This window comes from Nocardia donostiensis (genome assembly GCF_002081715.1).
GTDB classification, from domain to species: domain Bacteria; phylum Actinomycetota; class Actinomycetes; order Mycobacteriales; family Mycobacteriaceae; genus Nocardia; species Nocardia donostiensis.
Map to the genome: position 1 here is coordinate 1 of NZ_MUKP01000055.1, position 14,025 is coordinate 14,025.

Here is a 14,025-nt window from a genome sequence, read left to right on the forward strand (position 1 = left end):
CGAACACAGCGGCGGGAGCGACGGGCCCGAAGGCGGTAGCGAAGCGTAACCACGAAGGGCCCCGCGAACGCCGCCGATCAAATACAGCGGCATGACGGGAGCGGCATGGACCTCGGCGGTATCCAGATCATCGATGCGCATGTCCACCAGTGGGATCCCCTCACCACTCCACGCGATTTCAGCGGAATGGCCAAGATGTTCCGGTATCTGCCGGTGCCGCTCGGGCTGGCGGTCCGGTTGGCGCCACGCCGGGACCGCGAATTCGTCGGCGACCCGACGCCCTACCTGGGGCCGTATCTGCCCGCCGACTACCGCGCGGACGCCGCGGGTTCGAGTATCGAGGCACTCGTGCACATCGAGGTCGAGTGGTCCGGTAAAGGCAGGCTGGCCAAGGCGGACGAGACCCGCTGGGTCGTGAGTTTGCCGTTCGGGGTGGATACGCCCAGACTCGGCGGCGTCATCGGCGGCGCCGATCCGGCCGCGCCCGGTTTCACCGACCTGCTCGACGCGCACCGCTCGGCGTCGCCGCTGTTCCGCGGTATACGCACCATGGTCGCCCATCACCCGGACCCGGACGTGCGGTCCTTCGCTGCGGCCGACGGCGTGTTGGGATCGAGCGCATTCCTCGACGGATTCGCCGAACTCGCCGAACGCGACCTTCTCTTCGAGGCTTGGGTGTACTCACATCAACTGCCCGAGGTGACGGCACTGGCGCAACGCTATCCGGAGGTCACCATCGTGTTGAACCATCTGGGGACACCTGCCGGGATCTTCGGGCAGGTCGGCGCGGACACCGGAGCGAATCCGGAGCGGCGGCGCGAGGTGTTCGTGCGGTGGCGCGATGATGTGGCGGCACTCGGGGCACACCCGAACGTGGTCGCCAAGGTGAGCGGGTTGATGATGCCGATCCTCGGCCATCCGGTCCCCCACCGCGGCACCGCGACCCCGGTACCGCAACTGCTCGACCGGATCGGCCCGTTGCTGCGGCACGCGGTGGACGTGTTCGGCGTCGAACGCTTGATCTGGGGTTCCAACTTCCCGGTGGACAAACCGATCACCAGCATCGGCAACAGCGTCACCGCCGTCGCCACCGCCATCACCGAGCACACCGGCAGCACCGAAACCGCCCGCCCGGTCTTCAGTGGCAATGCCCACCGGATCTATCGTCTCGACGAACCATCGGCCGAGTAGTCCCCGGACCGGCAGTGGCTGCGGAGCGCACAGGAGTTGTGCCGCCCTGCTCACCGGGCGGGAAATCGGGCGTAGATCGCGGTGAGAGCGCGAAGGGCAGAAGCTGCGGTGTGTTCGTCTTCGGCGAGGGTGCGTAAGGCACGGCGGAGCAGGGCGGGATCGAGATCGTCGAGGGCAGGGTGGAATTCGGGGGACGGTAAGGCGGGCAGGTCCAAGTTGTCGCCGTATGGATCGGTGCTGTTGCCTGTGTCGGAGCGTTCGATGCCGCCGATGAGCGTGTCGAGGGTGAGGCCGCGGAGGGTGAGCAAGTCGCGGGGGTGTTGGTCGAGGCGTTCGGCGAGCAGATAGCAGACAGCCGCGACATGTTTGCACGGCCAGCCGGGGTCGGGGCAGGTGCAACCGAAATCGAGGTCGGCGGCGGTGTCCGGCAACAGATGCGGTGCGAGGGCAGTGGGCAGGTCGCCCGAGGCGATCTGCGCGAGCATGCCGGGCGACGAGCGGATGGCTTCGATCAGCAGGCCGATTTCTTCGTCGCGGAGCCGCCGGACCGTGCAGATCGCGGTGAACGGGCGCGGCTGGCTGCCCTGCACCTCGGCGGTCACCGTGCCCGGTTCGATCCGGTAGCTCACCACCTGGCCTGCGCGCGCATAGGTGCGGCCGCGCGCAAGCCGACCGGGTGCCGACATCCGCTCTACGGCCTCGATCAGCGCCTTACCCCATGACGTGCGAGCGAACGGGCCTCGGGTGCTGCGCGCCTGCACACCACCCGATACGGGGCGGCGTTCACCGAATGCGTTGTAGTCGACGCGAGGGTTCATCGTCGCACCTCGCCCCGCGACGACCCAGTGGCCGCTGGTGTCGGCACGATCAGCAGCATCATTCCCCCACCGCCTCGGCGCCGAGAGTGAACAGTTCACGCAGTTCATCGGTGCTCAACTCGGTGATCCAGTTCTCCCCCGCACCGACCGCCAGATCGGCCAGCATGCTCTTGCCGTTGATCATGTCGTCGATACGTTCCTCGATGGTGTCGACGCACACGAGCTTGCGCACCTGCACACTGCGCTGCTGGCCGATGCGGAACGCGCGGTCGGTGGCCTGATTCTCCACCGCGGGATTCCACCAGCGGTCCATGTGCACGACATGGTTGGCCGCGGTGAGATTCAAGCCGGTGCCGCCCGCCTTCAGCGACAGCAGCATCAGTGGCGGGCCGTGCTGCTCCCCGAAGCCCTCGACCATGGTGTCGCGGCGCTTCTTGGATAGTCCGCCGTGCAGGAACGGAACGCGAGTACCGAACCGTTCGCTCAGATAGGGCGCGATCAGCTCGCCGAATTCGCGGAACTGAGTGAACAGCAACGCCTTCTCTCCCTCGGCGAGCACGGCGTCGAGGACGTCATCGACCAGCGCCAGCTTGCCGGAGCGATGCCCGCCGCGGCGCAGCACGGCCGAACCGTCGCCGAGATAGTGCGCCGGATGATTACACACCTGTTTGAGCCGGGTGAGCGCGCCGAGCACCGCCCCTTTACGGGCCATACCTTTCGCATCACGCAGCTTTTCCAGCATGTCGTCGACCACTGCCTGATACAGCGCCGCCTGCTCGACGGTCAGGTTGGCGCGCACGGTCATCTCCAGTTTCTCCGGCAGATCGCTGATCACCGCGGGATCGGTTTTGACGCGGCGCAGTACGAACGGCGCGGTGACGGTGCGCAGGCGGGTGATGGCGTTCTGGTCGTGTTCGCGTTCGATGGGCACGGCGAAGCGGGCGCGGAAGGTCTGGGCGCTGCCCAGCAGCTTCGGCATCACGAAGTCAAGGAGGGCGCGTAGTTCTTCCAGCCGATTCTCCACAGGAGTCCCAGTCAGCGCGAGCCGGTGGCGCGCGGGGACAGCGCGAGCGGCGCGGGCGGCCTTGGTTGCCGCGTTCTTGATGTGCTGGGCTTCGTCGAGCACCACCCGCGCCCACTGCTGCTGCGTGAGCTCGCCGATATCGCGGGCCAGCAACGCATAGGTGGTGACCACCAGGTCCGAGCCTGCGACGGCGGCGGCCAGCTGTGTCCCCCTGCCGCGGTCGGCGCCATGATGCACGAGCACCCGCAGATCGGGGGCGAACCGCTGGGCCTCGCGCTGCCAGTTGCCGACCACCGACATGGGACAGACCAGCATGGTCGGGCCCACCGCTGTTTTCTCGTCTGCGCGATGCCTGCGTTCGTGCAGCAGCAGCGCCAGCACCTGAATGGTTTTGCCCAGCCCCATATCGTCGGCCAGGATCGCGCCGCAGCCCATCCGGCTCATGGTGGCCAGCCAGGACAGGCCGCGCAGTTGATACGGCCGCAGGCTCGCCCGCAGCCCGGCGGGCGGCGGCACCAGCTCGGGTTCGTGGGCGTGACCGAGCAGCTCCGCAGCCCAGCCGGTGGCGGTGACCGCGGTGATGGGGACCTGGTCGACGCGGGTGGCAGCGATCTCACCGAGCAGATCGGCCATGGTGATCTCGCCGCCACCGGTGTGCAGGGCGACGTATTCCGCGGCCGCGGCCAGTGTGGTGTGATCGGCCTGCACCCATTCGTTGCGTAACCGCACCAGATCCGATTCGGCGCGGACCAGCCGTTGCATTTCCGCAGGTGTCAGCACAGTGTCGCCGAGGGCGAGTTCCCACCGATACGACACCAACCCGTCGAGCCCGACAGTGCTCTCGGCCGCGGGCACCGTGCCATCGACCCGCAGCCGCAACGTGGGCGCGACGATATTCCACGCCCGGGGCAGCAGCAGTCGGATACCCGCGGAGCGCAGGGCATGCGCGCCGTGCGCGACCAGATCGGCGACCACCTCGGTGGGCAGGAACAAATCCATACTGCGTGGGTCACCGGGCAGGTCACGCAACCGCGGATAGGCCCGCTGCGCTGCGCCGAGACGTTCCACGGCGGCGCGGACCAGATGCGGATCACCGTGCAACGGAACCGGGGCCGGGGCCGCGCCGTCGACACGCAGGCACACCTCCAGCCGCCACAGCGCCGCATCAGTGTCCGCATCGAACTCGCCGTCCGGTTCGAGCAGCCGCAGCACCAGTTCCGGTTCGTCCGAGGCGAGGCTGTTCCGCCACCGTTCCAGCGTTTCGGCGACCTGGTGGCTGCCACTGTCCACCGCGACGTCGGCGTACAGCCCGTGCACCAGCGGATGCTCGCAGGAGGGGTCGTCGACCAGTTCTCGGGCGATGGGGTCGGTCAACTCGGTGACCATATCCTCGAGCACCGCCGGTGCCGCACCCGCGACCTGCAACGCCGCGGGCATGGCCGCGGCGAGTTCGGCCAGCCACGCCCGCTGCCCCGCCCCGCCGACCAGCCGCCAGCGCGCCCACCACTGCCCATCGTCACGCCGCAGTTCCGGAACGACCCGGCCCGCCTGCACCCAGCGCTGGACCCCCAGCGCTACATGAGACAGGAAACGCAGATCCCCGGACACCGCCTCAACAGGCAAACGCTGCCGCAATGCGGCCACTGCAGCGTCCGGCGCCAGCGCGTGCGCCCGCACCCGCTCCCGCCGTATCCCGTCGGCATCGGCGACGAGAACATCGGCCCGATGCCGGAACCTCGCGTTCCGCACCACACTGCCCAGCAGTCCGGGCACGTCGCTGCCGGACGCGCCGGCGCCACCGGGCGGGTACCACAGCAGCAAACCAGCACCGGGGGACCACAGGCCGTGCAGCATTGCGTCATCAAATCAGGTCGGTCCGACACTCCCGGCGGACGGCCGAACCCCACCGCATGTTCCGGTGCGGCGAACACCGGCTCTGGATTTCTCCCCTAGGACGGAACATACTGTTATATCCGCTGGTCACCGCCGGTTCCGCGCACTGCGACGGAATGCAGATCCTACGGCGGTGTGTACCGCAAGCGGCGTCAAGCAGTGTCAGTCACTACCGGCGTCACCGACAAGCGGAGGGCAGCAGTATGACGATCCTGCTCCAGGTTCTCGAGCAGAGTTTCACCCCCACCACACCGTGGGAGCGGCGCAAATTCACCTTCGTCGATGCGGGCAAGATCGTGGGGATGCGGCTCGACGGGCAGTGCGGGGTGTGGCTCGATCTGTCCCGGCCGGGTGAATCCCAGCGTTTGGCCCGCACTGCCGATCCGGCCCAGGCCATCACCTTCCTGCTCACCGCGTTCGCCAAGATCGCCGAATGCAGCGACAGCGGCGGCAGCTGGGTGATCGGCCACGACGGCACACACGTCGAGTCGTTGGCCGCCACGCGGTTCCCGCCGCGAGGGATCGGTGTTTCCGAGGACGAACTCCTGGCCCGCGCCTGGCTGTGAACAAACCAGCCCCGCCGCCTGCGAATCTGTCGGTGGGCGCCGGTAGAGAACCGGGGCATGGATACGCGTATTCGCGGATGGGTGGGGATGATCGCGGCGCTGCTCGCGCTCTGTGGGTGTGCGCCGTGGCAGCCGGATGCGCCCGCACCGGGTAGCCCGACCCGGACGGAGCTGGAGCAGTTACTCGGCGCGGTTCGAGTTGTGTCGTACCGACCGCATACCGGCGGCTACGAGCGTGGCTGCCGGGCGGGGCAAGCCTGTGTGTTCGGCCCGGCTTGGTCCGATGAACACACCGGGCCGGGCGGGCGCGACGGCTGCGACACCCGTAACAATGTGCTCGCCCGGCAGCTCACCGAGGTCATCCACCGCCCGGGCACCCGGGACTGTGTGGTGGTCTCGGGAACGCTGGCCGACCCCTACACCGGCGAACGGATCGAATTCCGCAAAGCAGCAGCAGGAGACGTGCCCGTGGACCACGTCTACCCGCTGGCCGCCGCCTGGGATTTCGGCGCTTCGGGCTGGCCAGACGACCTGCGTGTCCGCTTCGCCAACGATCTCGACTACAACCTGCTGGTCACCACCCGCGACGCCAACCAGGCCAAAGGCGACAGCACCCCGTCTGAATGGCTGCCGCCGTCACGTCCCGGCCACTGCTTCTACGCGGGCAAGTACCTGTCGGTCGCCATCCGCTACGACCTACCGGTCACCACCGCCGACCATACGGTCCTGCGCGGTATCGCACAGATGTGTGGGTAAGCCGTCGCACGCAGCACCGCCACCGGCGGTAGCGGTACCGGTCCCGGTGCGCACATCCTGCTGGTCGGATCCGGTTCGCACTGCCCATCGGAGGCGGCGGTGTCGCCCGGCTGCGACGCATCGAGCTCTGCTGAGCTCACACGATGACCGGTTTGCCGCGGATCGGGGTCAGGCGCCGGCGCCGGTGGCGACCGGCCGCTTCGGGTCGTGCGACCACTGCGACCACGAGCCCGGGTACAGAGCGGCCTCGACACCGATGACGGCCAGCGCCGCGATCTGGTGGGTGGCGGTGACACCGGAGCCGCAGTACACGGCGACCGGGCCCGTGCCGAGCCCGGCGAACCGTTCCCGCAGGAGCTCCGGGGGCCGGAAACACCCGTCTGCCGTGAGGTTCTCCGCGGTCGGAGCGCTGATCGCGCCGGGGATATGGCCTGCGCGCGGATCGACCGGCTCGGTGTCGCCGCGGTAGCGTTCGGTGGCCCGCGCGTCGAGCAGGACGCCGTCCCAGCGGGCGACGGTATCGGCGTCGATAACGGGCAGTGCACCCGGGGCGAGCTCCACATCGCCGGGCGCCGGGTCCGGTGCTGCGCCGGTGGCCAGTTCCCCGCCGTCGCGGGTCCACGCGGGCAGCCCGCCGTCGAGAATGCGCACATCCGCGATCCCGGCCCAGCGCAGCAGCCACCAGGCGCGGGCTGCCGCCATCCCGCCGGTCGCGTCGTAGACGACCACCGGGTCACCGCGGCACACGCCCCAGCTGCGGGCGCACTTCTCCAGCTGTCCGGCGTCGGGCAGCGGGTGACGCCCACGGGCCGGTGACGGCGGCGCGGCCAGTTCGGTGTCCAGATCGACGAACACCGCGCCGGGGATATGCCCTTTCCGGTAGTGCTCGGGGCCGTCCGGATCACCCAGCGCCCACCGCACGTCCAGTAGCCTGATCGTCTTGCCTGTCAACGCTTCCCGGAGTTCTTCAGCCGAGATCAGTACCGCGCTCAACGCAGCTCCTCGTGCACGCGTCCTCAACAGATTTTTTCCACTTTACGCAACACATCTGCCGGTTGTGCGCGCAAGCACCTGTTGTTCACCTGCGTGTCCGCGCCGCACGCGGCTAGCTGGTCAACGGCTCAGCAGGGTGAGCGGGTCCTCGAGCAGTGCGGCAACCGTGGCCAGGAAGCGGGCGGCGAGTTCGCCGTCGATCATCCGATGGTCGAAGCTCGCCGTCAGCGTGGTCACCCAGCGGATGGCCAGTTCGTCGCGGAACACCCACGGGCGCTCGGTGATCGAGCCGAGGCACAGTATCGCCGCCTCACCCGGATTGACCAGCGGGGTACCGGAATCGACACCGAAAACCCCGACGTTGGAAATGGTGAACGTGCCGCCACGTAGATCGGCTGGTGTAGCGGCCCCGCTGCGCGCGGTGTCGACCAGCCAGCCGATCTCCCGGCACAGATCGCGCAGGCTCAACGCTTGGGCCTCTTTGATATTCGGTACCAGCAGCCCCCGCGGCGTCGCCACGGCGATGCCTAGATTGACGTAGTACTTGGTAACGATCTGCTGGTTCGGCTCGTCCCAGAACGCGTTGATCCCCGGATATTCGGTGAGCGCCGCGAGCACCGCCTTGGCGACCAGCGCCAGCGGGGTGAGCGTGAGCCCGGCGAAGGATGTGGTGGTGCGCAGGTGGTCGAGCAGTTCCATGGATGCGGTGACGTCCACCGTCGTCGAGGTCGATGCCTGCGGGATGGTGCGCGTGCTGGCGATCATGGCGGCGGCGGTTCGCTTGCGGATCCCGCTGATGGGGGTGCGTTCTTCGCGTTCCCGCGACAGCTGGCCGGTGTCGGGGTGAGGTGGTGGCTCGGGAGCAGGTGCGCCGCCGCGGGCGGGCGGCTGGGAGACGGGAACGGCCGAACGCACGTCGGCGACGGTGACCGCACCGTCCGGGCCGGATCCGGCGATATACCACAGGTCCACGCCGAGTTCGCGGGCCAGTTTCCGAGCACCCGGGGTGGCGGCCGCGCGTCCGGCCGACGCAGGCGCATCGGACAGCGGAGCAGATCCGGTCCGGGTGCTCCCGGCAGCACCTCGCGGGTCCGTGGGAACGCCGGTCCCGCCGGGCCGGGCTTCGGGGCCGGTGGTGGCGGGTTCTGCCCGATCGCCTCCCGGCACGCCCGCACTTTCCCCGGCTCCGTGCGGCCCTGCATCGCCTGCCTCGGGGGGTGCCGTATCCGGCCCCTCGGCCGCAGCGGATCGGGTGGGCGTGTTCCCGGGTGCGCCGGGACGGCCCCGCCTGCGCCGCGTCACCGTTTCCGCCTCCGGTCCATATCCGACCAGCACCGATGTTCGTGCGGTGCTGTCCGGCGCCGAGCCCGCGCCGCGAACACGGATGAGCGGCGTACCCACCGTGACGGTGTCACCGGGTTCGGCCAGCAACTCCACCACTGTCCCGGCGAACGGTGACGGCAACGTCACCACCGCCTTGGCTGTTTCCACCTCGGCGATGGTCTGGTTCAGTTCGATCCGATCCCCGACGCGCACCGTCCAGGTCTGCAGTTCGGCGTCGGTCAACCCCTCGCCCAGATCCGGTAACCGGAATTCCAGGACGTCACCCTGGTTGTCGGGACGGGAAGCGTCGGCACGAGCGTCGTCCACGAAAGCACCTCTGTCTGGTCAGGCGGCGAGCGAGCGGTCGACCGCGGCCAGGATGCGGTCGGGGTCGGGCAGATGGTGTTTTTCGAGCTTAGCCGGGGGATAGGGGATATCGAAGCCCCCGACGCGCAGCACCGGGGCCTCCAGGTGGTAGAAGCAGCGTTCGGTGATGCGGGCGGCGATTTCGGCGCCGAGGCCGGCGAAGACCGGCGCTTCGTGCACTACGATCAGCCTGCCGGTTTCGGCCACCGATTTCTCGATCGTGTCGAAATCGATCGGTGACAGGCTGCGCAGATCGATCACTTCGAGCGAATACCCCTCGCCCGCAGCGATATCCGCTGCCTTCAACGCAGTGGCGACCGTGCCGCCGTAAGCAACCACCGTGGCATCGGTCCCGGTGACACATACCCGAGCACGATCAAGCGGGAGCCCGGCGGGTGCACCGAAATCCACTTCGGCTTTGTCCCAGTACCGGCGTTTGGGTTCGAAGAAGATCACCGGATCGTCCAGCGCGATCGCTGCGCGGATCATCCAGTAGGCGTCGGCCGGGGTGCTCGGCGACACCACCCGCAAACCCGCCGTATGCGCGAAATACGCTTCGGGAGATTCGGAATGATGTTCCACCGACCCGATACCGCCGCCGAAGGGGATCCGAATAGTGATGGGGGCACGTACCTTTCCCTGCGTCCGGTAGTGGATTTTCGCCACCTGGGACACGATCTGGTCGAAGGCCGGATAGACGAACCCGTCGAACTGGATTTCACACACCGGCCGCAGCCCGCGCAACGCCATACCGAAAGCCGTGCCGATGATGCCGGATTCGGCGAGCGGAGTGTCGATAACACGGTTGTTGCCGAAATCTTTCTGCAGGGCATCGGTCACCCGGAACACGCCACCCAGCCGGCCGATGTCCTCACCCATCAGCACCACCGTTGGGTCGTCCTCCAGCGCGCTGCGCAGCCCAGCGTTGAGGGCGGCGGCGAAGGTGGTGATCATGACAGGACTCCTTCCTCGCTCCGGCCATGCGCTTTACATGGGCCGGTATCACCGCCGGGGTCTCCGGCGTCGTCGGCGAAAGACGCGAGATAGTCCGCATAGGTCTGCCGTTGTTCGGTGATCAACGGATGCGGTGTCGCATAAACGTTGTCGAACAGCTCCATCGGGTGCGGATCGGGCATCTCGATGGTTGCGGTGCGCAGCTGGTGGGCGACCTCGTCGGCACGTTCCCCGATCCGGCGACGCAGCGTGTCGTCGAACAGGCCCTCCCGTTCCAGCAGTCTGCGCATCCGGTCGATCGGGTCGCGTCGCCGCCATTCCTCGGTTTCGGCGGCCGCGCGGTAGCGGGTGGGATCGTCGGCGGTGGTGTGCGGACCCATCCGGTAGGTGATCGCCTCGATGAACGACGGGCCACCGCCCGCGCGCGCTCGCGCCACCGCCTGCCTGGTGACGGCCAGCACCGCGAGCACATCGTTACCGTCGACCCGGACGCCGGGGATGCCGTACCCGTAGGCGCGCTGCGCGATCGGCGTCGCACTCTGCAACCGAACGGGTTCGCTGATCGCCCACTGATTGTTCTGACAGAAGAACACCACCGGCGCATCCCAGCTCGCGGCGAACGTCATAGCTTCGGCGATATCGCCCTGGCTGGTGGCGCCGTCACCGAAGTAGGCGACGGTCGCGATTTCCGCGCCCTGCAGCTGGGCGGCGTAGGCGTACCCGGTGGCGTGCAGACCTTGGGCGCCGACCACGACCGCGGGGTTGGACAACCGGGCGGCATCGGGGTCCCAGCAGGAATGCGCAACCCCGCGCCACATCCGCGTCAGCTCGCCGGGTGCGACGCCACGGCAGTAGGCGACGGCGGACTCGCGGTAGCTGCAGAACGCGTAATCGTCGGAGTGCAGGGCGCGCGCCGACCCCACCTGCGCGGCTTCCTGTCCCAGCAGCGGCGCCCACAGACCCAACTGCCCCTGACGTTGCAGCGCCGTGGCTTCGATATCGATCCTGCGGACCACCACCAGGTCTTCGTAGAGCGACAGCAGCTGTTCGGCTCCGCAATCGGCGACCAGCGCAGCATGGGCGGGGTCTAGGACGCGACGGCCGTCGGGCTGCACCAACTGCACGGGGTAATCGAGTGTGCCTGCCATCGCTCATCGCCTCCTCGAACAGGGGCACCACTGTGGTGTGTCCTACACCACACAGCATCCACGAGAAAGCGAACTGCGCAAGCGATCAGATGCAGACTGAGCAAAATGCTCGTTTCATGACGGGCAATTGCTGTCATACTGCGTTGTATGACCAGTCGAGAACCCACCGACTCGATGCTGGACGCCACCGATGCGCGCCTGTTGCTCGAGCTGGTCGCCAATCCCAGAGCCACGGGAGTCGAACTGGCCGCGCGCCTCGGGCTGTCCCGCAATACAGTGCAGGCCAGGCTGGCCCGCTGGGAGGCGGCCGGGGTGCTCGGCAGCATGGAACGCCGCGTCGAACCACGCACACTCGGCTACCGGCTCTCGGCATTCGTCGCGGTTGTAGTCGATCAGCACCAGCTCGACTCGGTAGTGGACGAGCTGGCCGAGGTGCCGGAGGTAACCGAAGTATGCGGGATGACCGGCCCCACCGACCTCACCGTCCGGGTGGTCGCCCGCGATGCCGACGACCTCTACCGCATCACCGGCCAGATACTGAAGATCCCCGGCGTGCAGCGGACCAATATGGCGCTGGTGATGCGCGAACTCGTCGGCCCGCGTACCGCCCCGCTGCTGGAACGGCTCGCGGGCGCGAACTGAACCATCGGGCCGGCACTACGTCCGGCCGCGCCCATTAGGGTGCGGGAATGGAGATTTCAGGCAAGGTCGCGATCGTCACCGGCGCAGGGGCGGGGATCGGTGCGGCGCTGGCGCGGAAACTGGCCGGAGAGGGGGCGCGCGTTGTCGTCGCCGATCTGGACGGCGACAACGCGCAGACCGTAGCCGATTCGATCGGGGACAGCGCGTTTGCGGTGACCGGTGATGTCACCGACGAACAGGTCATCCGCGGGCTGATCGAACGGGCCGAGGCCGAGTTCGGGCCGGTTGATATGTATTTCGCGAATGCTGGTATCGGCGGCGGGCCCGGGCTGGCGAGCACCGACGCCCAATGGTCGGCGGCGCTGGAGGTCAATGTGCTCGCCCATGTCCGGGCCGCCCGCTTGCTGATGCCGGGTTGGGTGGAGCGTGGCAGCGGGTATTTCGTGTCCACCGCGTCGGCGGCGGGGCTGCTCACCCAACTCGGTTCCGCGCCCTACTCGGTTTCCAAGCACGCGGCCGTCGGTTTCGCCGAATGGCTGTCTGTAACATACGGAGACCAGGGCATTCGCGTCAGCTGCGTCTGCCCGATGGGTGTGGACACGCAGTTGCTGCGCGGCGGTCTGATGCCGCCGGAGGACGCCGCCGCGGGCGAGCTTGCGCTGAAGGCGGTCACCACGGCAGGTGCGGTGCTGACCCCGGAACAAACAGCTGAGATCGTATTGGAGGGTATCGCCGACGAGCGGTTCCTGATCCTGCCGCATCCAGAAGTGCTGAAAATGTACCGCCACAAGGGCACCGACTACGACCGCTGGCTCCAGGGCATGCGCCGCTTCCAATCCGCCCTGCTCGGCAACGCCGACTGAACCGGCAGCCGGCTACTGGACGACGAGTTCGGCGGCGGCGGTGCGGATGATCTCGGGAATCTCGACCGGCTTACGGGTTCCGGCATCCACGTAGACGTGCACGAAAACACCGGTGGCGGCCAGTTCCAGCGATTCCCCGTTCTCCCGGAAAATAGCGAGGTCGTAGGTGATGCTGGAACGGCCGAGCCGCGAGATGCGCAACCCCACCTGAAGCTGGTCGGGGAAGCTGATCGACCCCAGGTATTGGCAGGAGGTCTGTGCGACCACGCCGAGAGCGGGCAGCTCACGGATATCGGTGCTGGTGGCCCGCATCAGCCACGCATTGACCGCGGTGTCGAAGTACGAGTAGTAGGTCACGTTGTTGACGTGCCCATAATGATCGTTGTCGGCCCACCGGGTGGGCACCGGCCAAAGCACCGGATACTGCTGTTGCGTCACCACGCCGACGATAATCAACCGGCTGATGAGGCGGGTGCCTGCGGTGCGCCGCGGCGGTGGTCACGGGGGCTGATGCCGTACTGGCGTTTGAACGCGGCGCTGAGCGCGAACGCACTGCCGTAGCCGACCTGGCGGGCGATGGCCTCGATGGTGGCGTCAGAGCCCTGCAGCAGGTCGGCGGCCAGCGCCAGCCGCCATTCGGTGAGGAACGCCATGGGCGGTTCGCCGACCAGTTCGGTGAACCGGCGGGCCAACGCCGCCCTGGACGCGCCGACCGCGGCGGCCAGGCTCGCGACAGTCCAGCCGTGTGCGGGATTGTGCTGCAGCAGCCGCAAGGCCTTACCGACCAGCGGGTCACCGTAAGCGTGATACCAGGCGGGGGCGTCACCGCGGGCGAACCAGGTGCGCAGGGTCGCGATCAGCAGGAGATCCAGCAGCCGGTCCAGGACGACGCTCTGCCCGGGCTGATCCTTGGCCATCTCCTCCACCAGCAGCTCCAGCAGCCTGCTGTCGCCCTCCCCGCGGGGCAGCACGATCACCGGCGGCAGGGCGCGCAGCAACCGCTGGCTGACCGCGCCCGCGGATTCGTAGGTGCCGGTGACCATCATCGTCTCGCCGTCGGGGTCGGTGCCCCATTCGCGTACGCCCAGACTCAAGGTCTCACACAGGACTTCACCGTCGGGTGTCGTGGTGACCTGTCCGGGCTGGATGATGATCTGCGGTTCGGTGGCCGGGTCGTCGGCCACCGTATACGGGCGCGGGCCACAGAACACCGCGATATCGCCCTCGTGCAGCTGCCGGGTCGTCCGGTGCGGCCGCATGGTGCGGCTGCCCGCGCCCGGCGCGGTATCGGGTTCGGTGATGATCCACGCACTACCCCGCATGAGGGCGATCAGCGTCAACGGGGCCTTGTCCTGGATCCGCAACGACCAGGGCGGCGCCAGCATCGATCGCATCAGGAACGCGCCCCGAGCTCGGGGCCCTTCGAGCAGACCGGCCAACGCATCCACCCCATAACGATAGCCAGTGCGGCAGCCGCAGCATTTGGCC

At 68.1% G+C, this 14,025-nt stretch carries 13 protein-coding genes; 5 read left to right on the forward strand and 8 right to left on the reverse strand.

What is annotated here, in order from left to right:
* Positions 1–105 precede the first annotated feature (105 nt).
* Entirely contained in the window at positions 106–1,191 is a 1,086-nt protein-coding gene (locus B0T44_RS23625) for an amidohydrolase family protein (protein ID WP_077119635.1), read from the forward strand.
* A gap of 50 nt (positions 1,192–1,241) precedes the next feature.
* Here the strand turns inward: B0T44_RS23625 and B0T44_RS23630 are convergent, their stop codons facing one another.
* Together B0T44_RS23630 and B0T44_RS23635 are read right to left on the reverse strand one after the other, a co-directional pair.
* Entirely contained in the window at positions 1,242–2,009 is a 768-nt protein-coding gene (locus B0T44_RS23630; RefSeq protein ID WP_077119637.1) for an SWIM zinc finger family protein, read from the reverse strand.
* A gap of 58 nt (positions 2,010–2,067) precedes the next feature.
* The gene (locus B0T44_RS23635) at positions 2,068–4,887 is read right to left on the reverse strand and encodes a DEAD/DEAH box helicase (protein WP_077119639.1); all 2,820 of its coding nucleotides are present in this window, start codon (positions 4,885–4,887) and stop codon (positions 2,068–2,070) included.
* 242 nt (positions 4,888–5,129) lie between these two features.
* Here B0T44_RS23635 and B0T44_RS23640 point away from each other — a divergent pair, with 242 nt between their 5' ends.
* Positions 5,130–5,492 (forward strand): hypothetical protein, encoded by a 363-nt coding sequence (locus B0T44_RS23640; protein WP_077119641.1) that lies wholly within the window; start codon positions 5,130–5,132, stop codon positions 5,490–5,492.
* A gap of 57 nt (positions 5,493–5,549) precedes the next feature.
* Positions 5,550–6,248 carry an HNH endonuclease family protein gene (locus B0T44_RS23645; protein ID WP_077119643.1) on the forward strand — a complete coding sequence of 233 codons (699 nt, stop codon included), beginning with the start codon at positions 5,550–5,552 and terminating at the stop codon, positions 6,246–6,248.
* 168 nt (positions 6,249–6,416) lie between these two features.
* Here the strand turns inward: B0T44_RS23645 and B0T44_RS23650 are convergent, their stop codons facing one another.
* The 4 genes from B0T44_RS23650 to pdhA all read right to left on the reverse strand — a co-directional run bounded on the left by B0T44_RS23650 (position 6,417) and on the right by pdhA (position 11,032).
* The gene (locus B0T44_RS23650) at positions 6,417–7,241 is read right to left on the reverse strand and encodes a sulfurtransferase (protein ID WP_077119645.1); all 825 of its coding nucleotides are present in this window, start codon (positions 7,239–7,241) and stop codon (positions 6,417–6,419) included.
* A gap of 120 nt (positions 7,242–7,361) precedes the next feature.
* Positions 7,362–8,891 (reverse strand): dihydrolipoamide acetyltransferase family protein, encoded by a 1,530-nt coding sequence (locus B0T44_RS23655; RefSeq protein WP_077119647.1) that lies wholly within the window; start codon positions 8,889–8,891, stop codon positions 7,362–7,364.
* An 18-nt stretch (positions 8,892–8,909) separates the two neighbouring features.
* Complete coding sequence (locus tag B0T44_RS23660; protein WP_077119649.1) at positions 8,910–9,884, reverse strand: alpha-ketoacid dehydrogenase subunit beta; 975 nt, start codon at positions 9,882–9,884, stop codon at positions 8,910–8,912.
* Positions 9,881–11,032 carry a pyruvate dehydrogenase (acetyl-transferring) E1 component subunit alpha gene (gene pdhA / locus B0T44_RS23665; RefSeq protein WP_077119651.1) on the reverse strand — a complete coding sequence of 384 codons (1,152 nt, stop codon included), beginning with the start codon at positions 11,030–11,032 and terminating at the stop codon, positions 9,881–9,883. Before pdhA ends, B0T44_RS23660 begins: the two co-directional genes overlap by 4 nt.
* Before the next feature lie 147 nt (positions 11,033–11,179).
* Here pdhA and B0T44_RS23670 point away from each other — a divergent pair, with 147 nt between their 5' ends.
* Complete coding sequence (locus B0T44_RS23670) at positions 11,180–11,674, forward strand: Lrp/AsnC family transcriptional regulator (RefSeq protein ID WP_077119653.1); 495 nt, start codon at positions 11,180–11,182, stop codon at positions 11,672–11,674.
* Between the two features lie 47 nt (positions 11,675–11,721).
* On the forward strand, positions 11,722–12,537 hold the full coding sequence (locus B0T44_RS23675) for an SDR family oxidoreductase (protein ID WP_077119655.1): 816 nt from the start codon (positions 11,722–11,724) through the stop codon (positions 12,535–12,537).
* A 12-nt stretch (positions 12,538–12,549) separates the two neighbouring features.
* Here the strand turns inward: B0T44_RS23675 and B0T44_RS23680 are convergent, their stop codons facing one another.
* Together B0T44_RS23680 and B0T44_RS23685 are read right to left on the reverse strand one after the other, a co-directional pair.
* Positions 12,550–12,975, reverse strand: coding sequence for an acyl-CoA thioesterase (locus B0T44_RS23680; RefSeq protein WP_081512597.1), 426 nt, complete (start codon positions 12,973–12,975; stop codon positions 12,550–12,552).
* Between the two features lie 14 nt (positions 12,976–12,989).
* On the reverse strand, positions 12,990–13,985 hold the full coding sequence (locus B0T44_RS23685) for an AraC family transcriptional regulator (RefSeq protein ID WP_077119659.1): 996 nt from the start codon (positions 13,983–13,985) through the stop codon (positions 12,990–12,992).
* Positions 13,986–14,025 lie beyond the last annotated feature (40 nt).

What these genes read in the sequence shown, in the direction of transcription:
- B0T44_RS23625 (WP_077119635.1), top strand. Translation starts at nt 106, where the DNA reads ATGGACCTCGGCGGTATCCAGATCATCGATGCGCATGTCCACCAGTGG.
- B0T44_RS23630 (WP_077119637.1), bottom strand. Translation starts at nt 2,009, where the DNA reads ATGAACCCTCGCGTCGACTACAACGCATTCGGTGAACGCCGCCCCGTA.
- B0T44_RS23635 (WP_077119639.1), bottom strand. Translation starts at nt 4,887, where the DNA reads ATGCTGCACGGCCTGTGGTCCCCCGGTGCTGGTTTGCTGCTGTGGTAC.
- B0T44_RS23640 (WP_077119641.1), top strand. Translation starts at nt 5,130, where the DNA reads ATGACGATCCTGCTCCAGGTTCTCGAGCAGAGTTTCACCCCCACCACA.
- B0T44_RS23645 (WP_077119643.1), top strand. Translation starts at nt 5,550, where the DNA reads ATGGATACGCGTATTCGCGGATGGGTGGGGATGATCGCGGCGCTGCTC.
- B0T44_RS23660 (WP_077119649.1), bottom strand. Translation starts at nt 9,884, where the DNA reads ATGATCACCACCTTCGCCGCCGCCCTCAACGCTGGGCTGCGCAGCGCG.
- pdhA (WP_077119651.1), bottom strand. Translation starts at nt 11,032, where the DNA reads ATGGCAGGCACACTCGATTACCCCGTGCAGTTGGTGCAGCCCGACGGC.
- B0T44_RS23670 (WP_077119653.1), top strand. Translation starts at nt 11,180, where the DNA reads ATGACCAGTCGAGAACCCACCGACTCGATGCTGGACGCCACCGATGCG.
- B0T44_RS23675 (WP_077119655.1), top strand. Translation starts at nt 11,722, where the DNA reads ATGGAGATTTCAGGCAAGGTCGCGATCGTCACCGGCGCAGGGGCGGGG.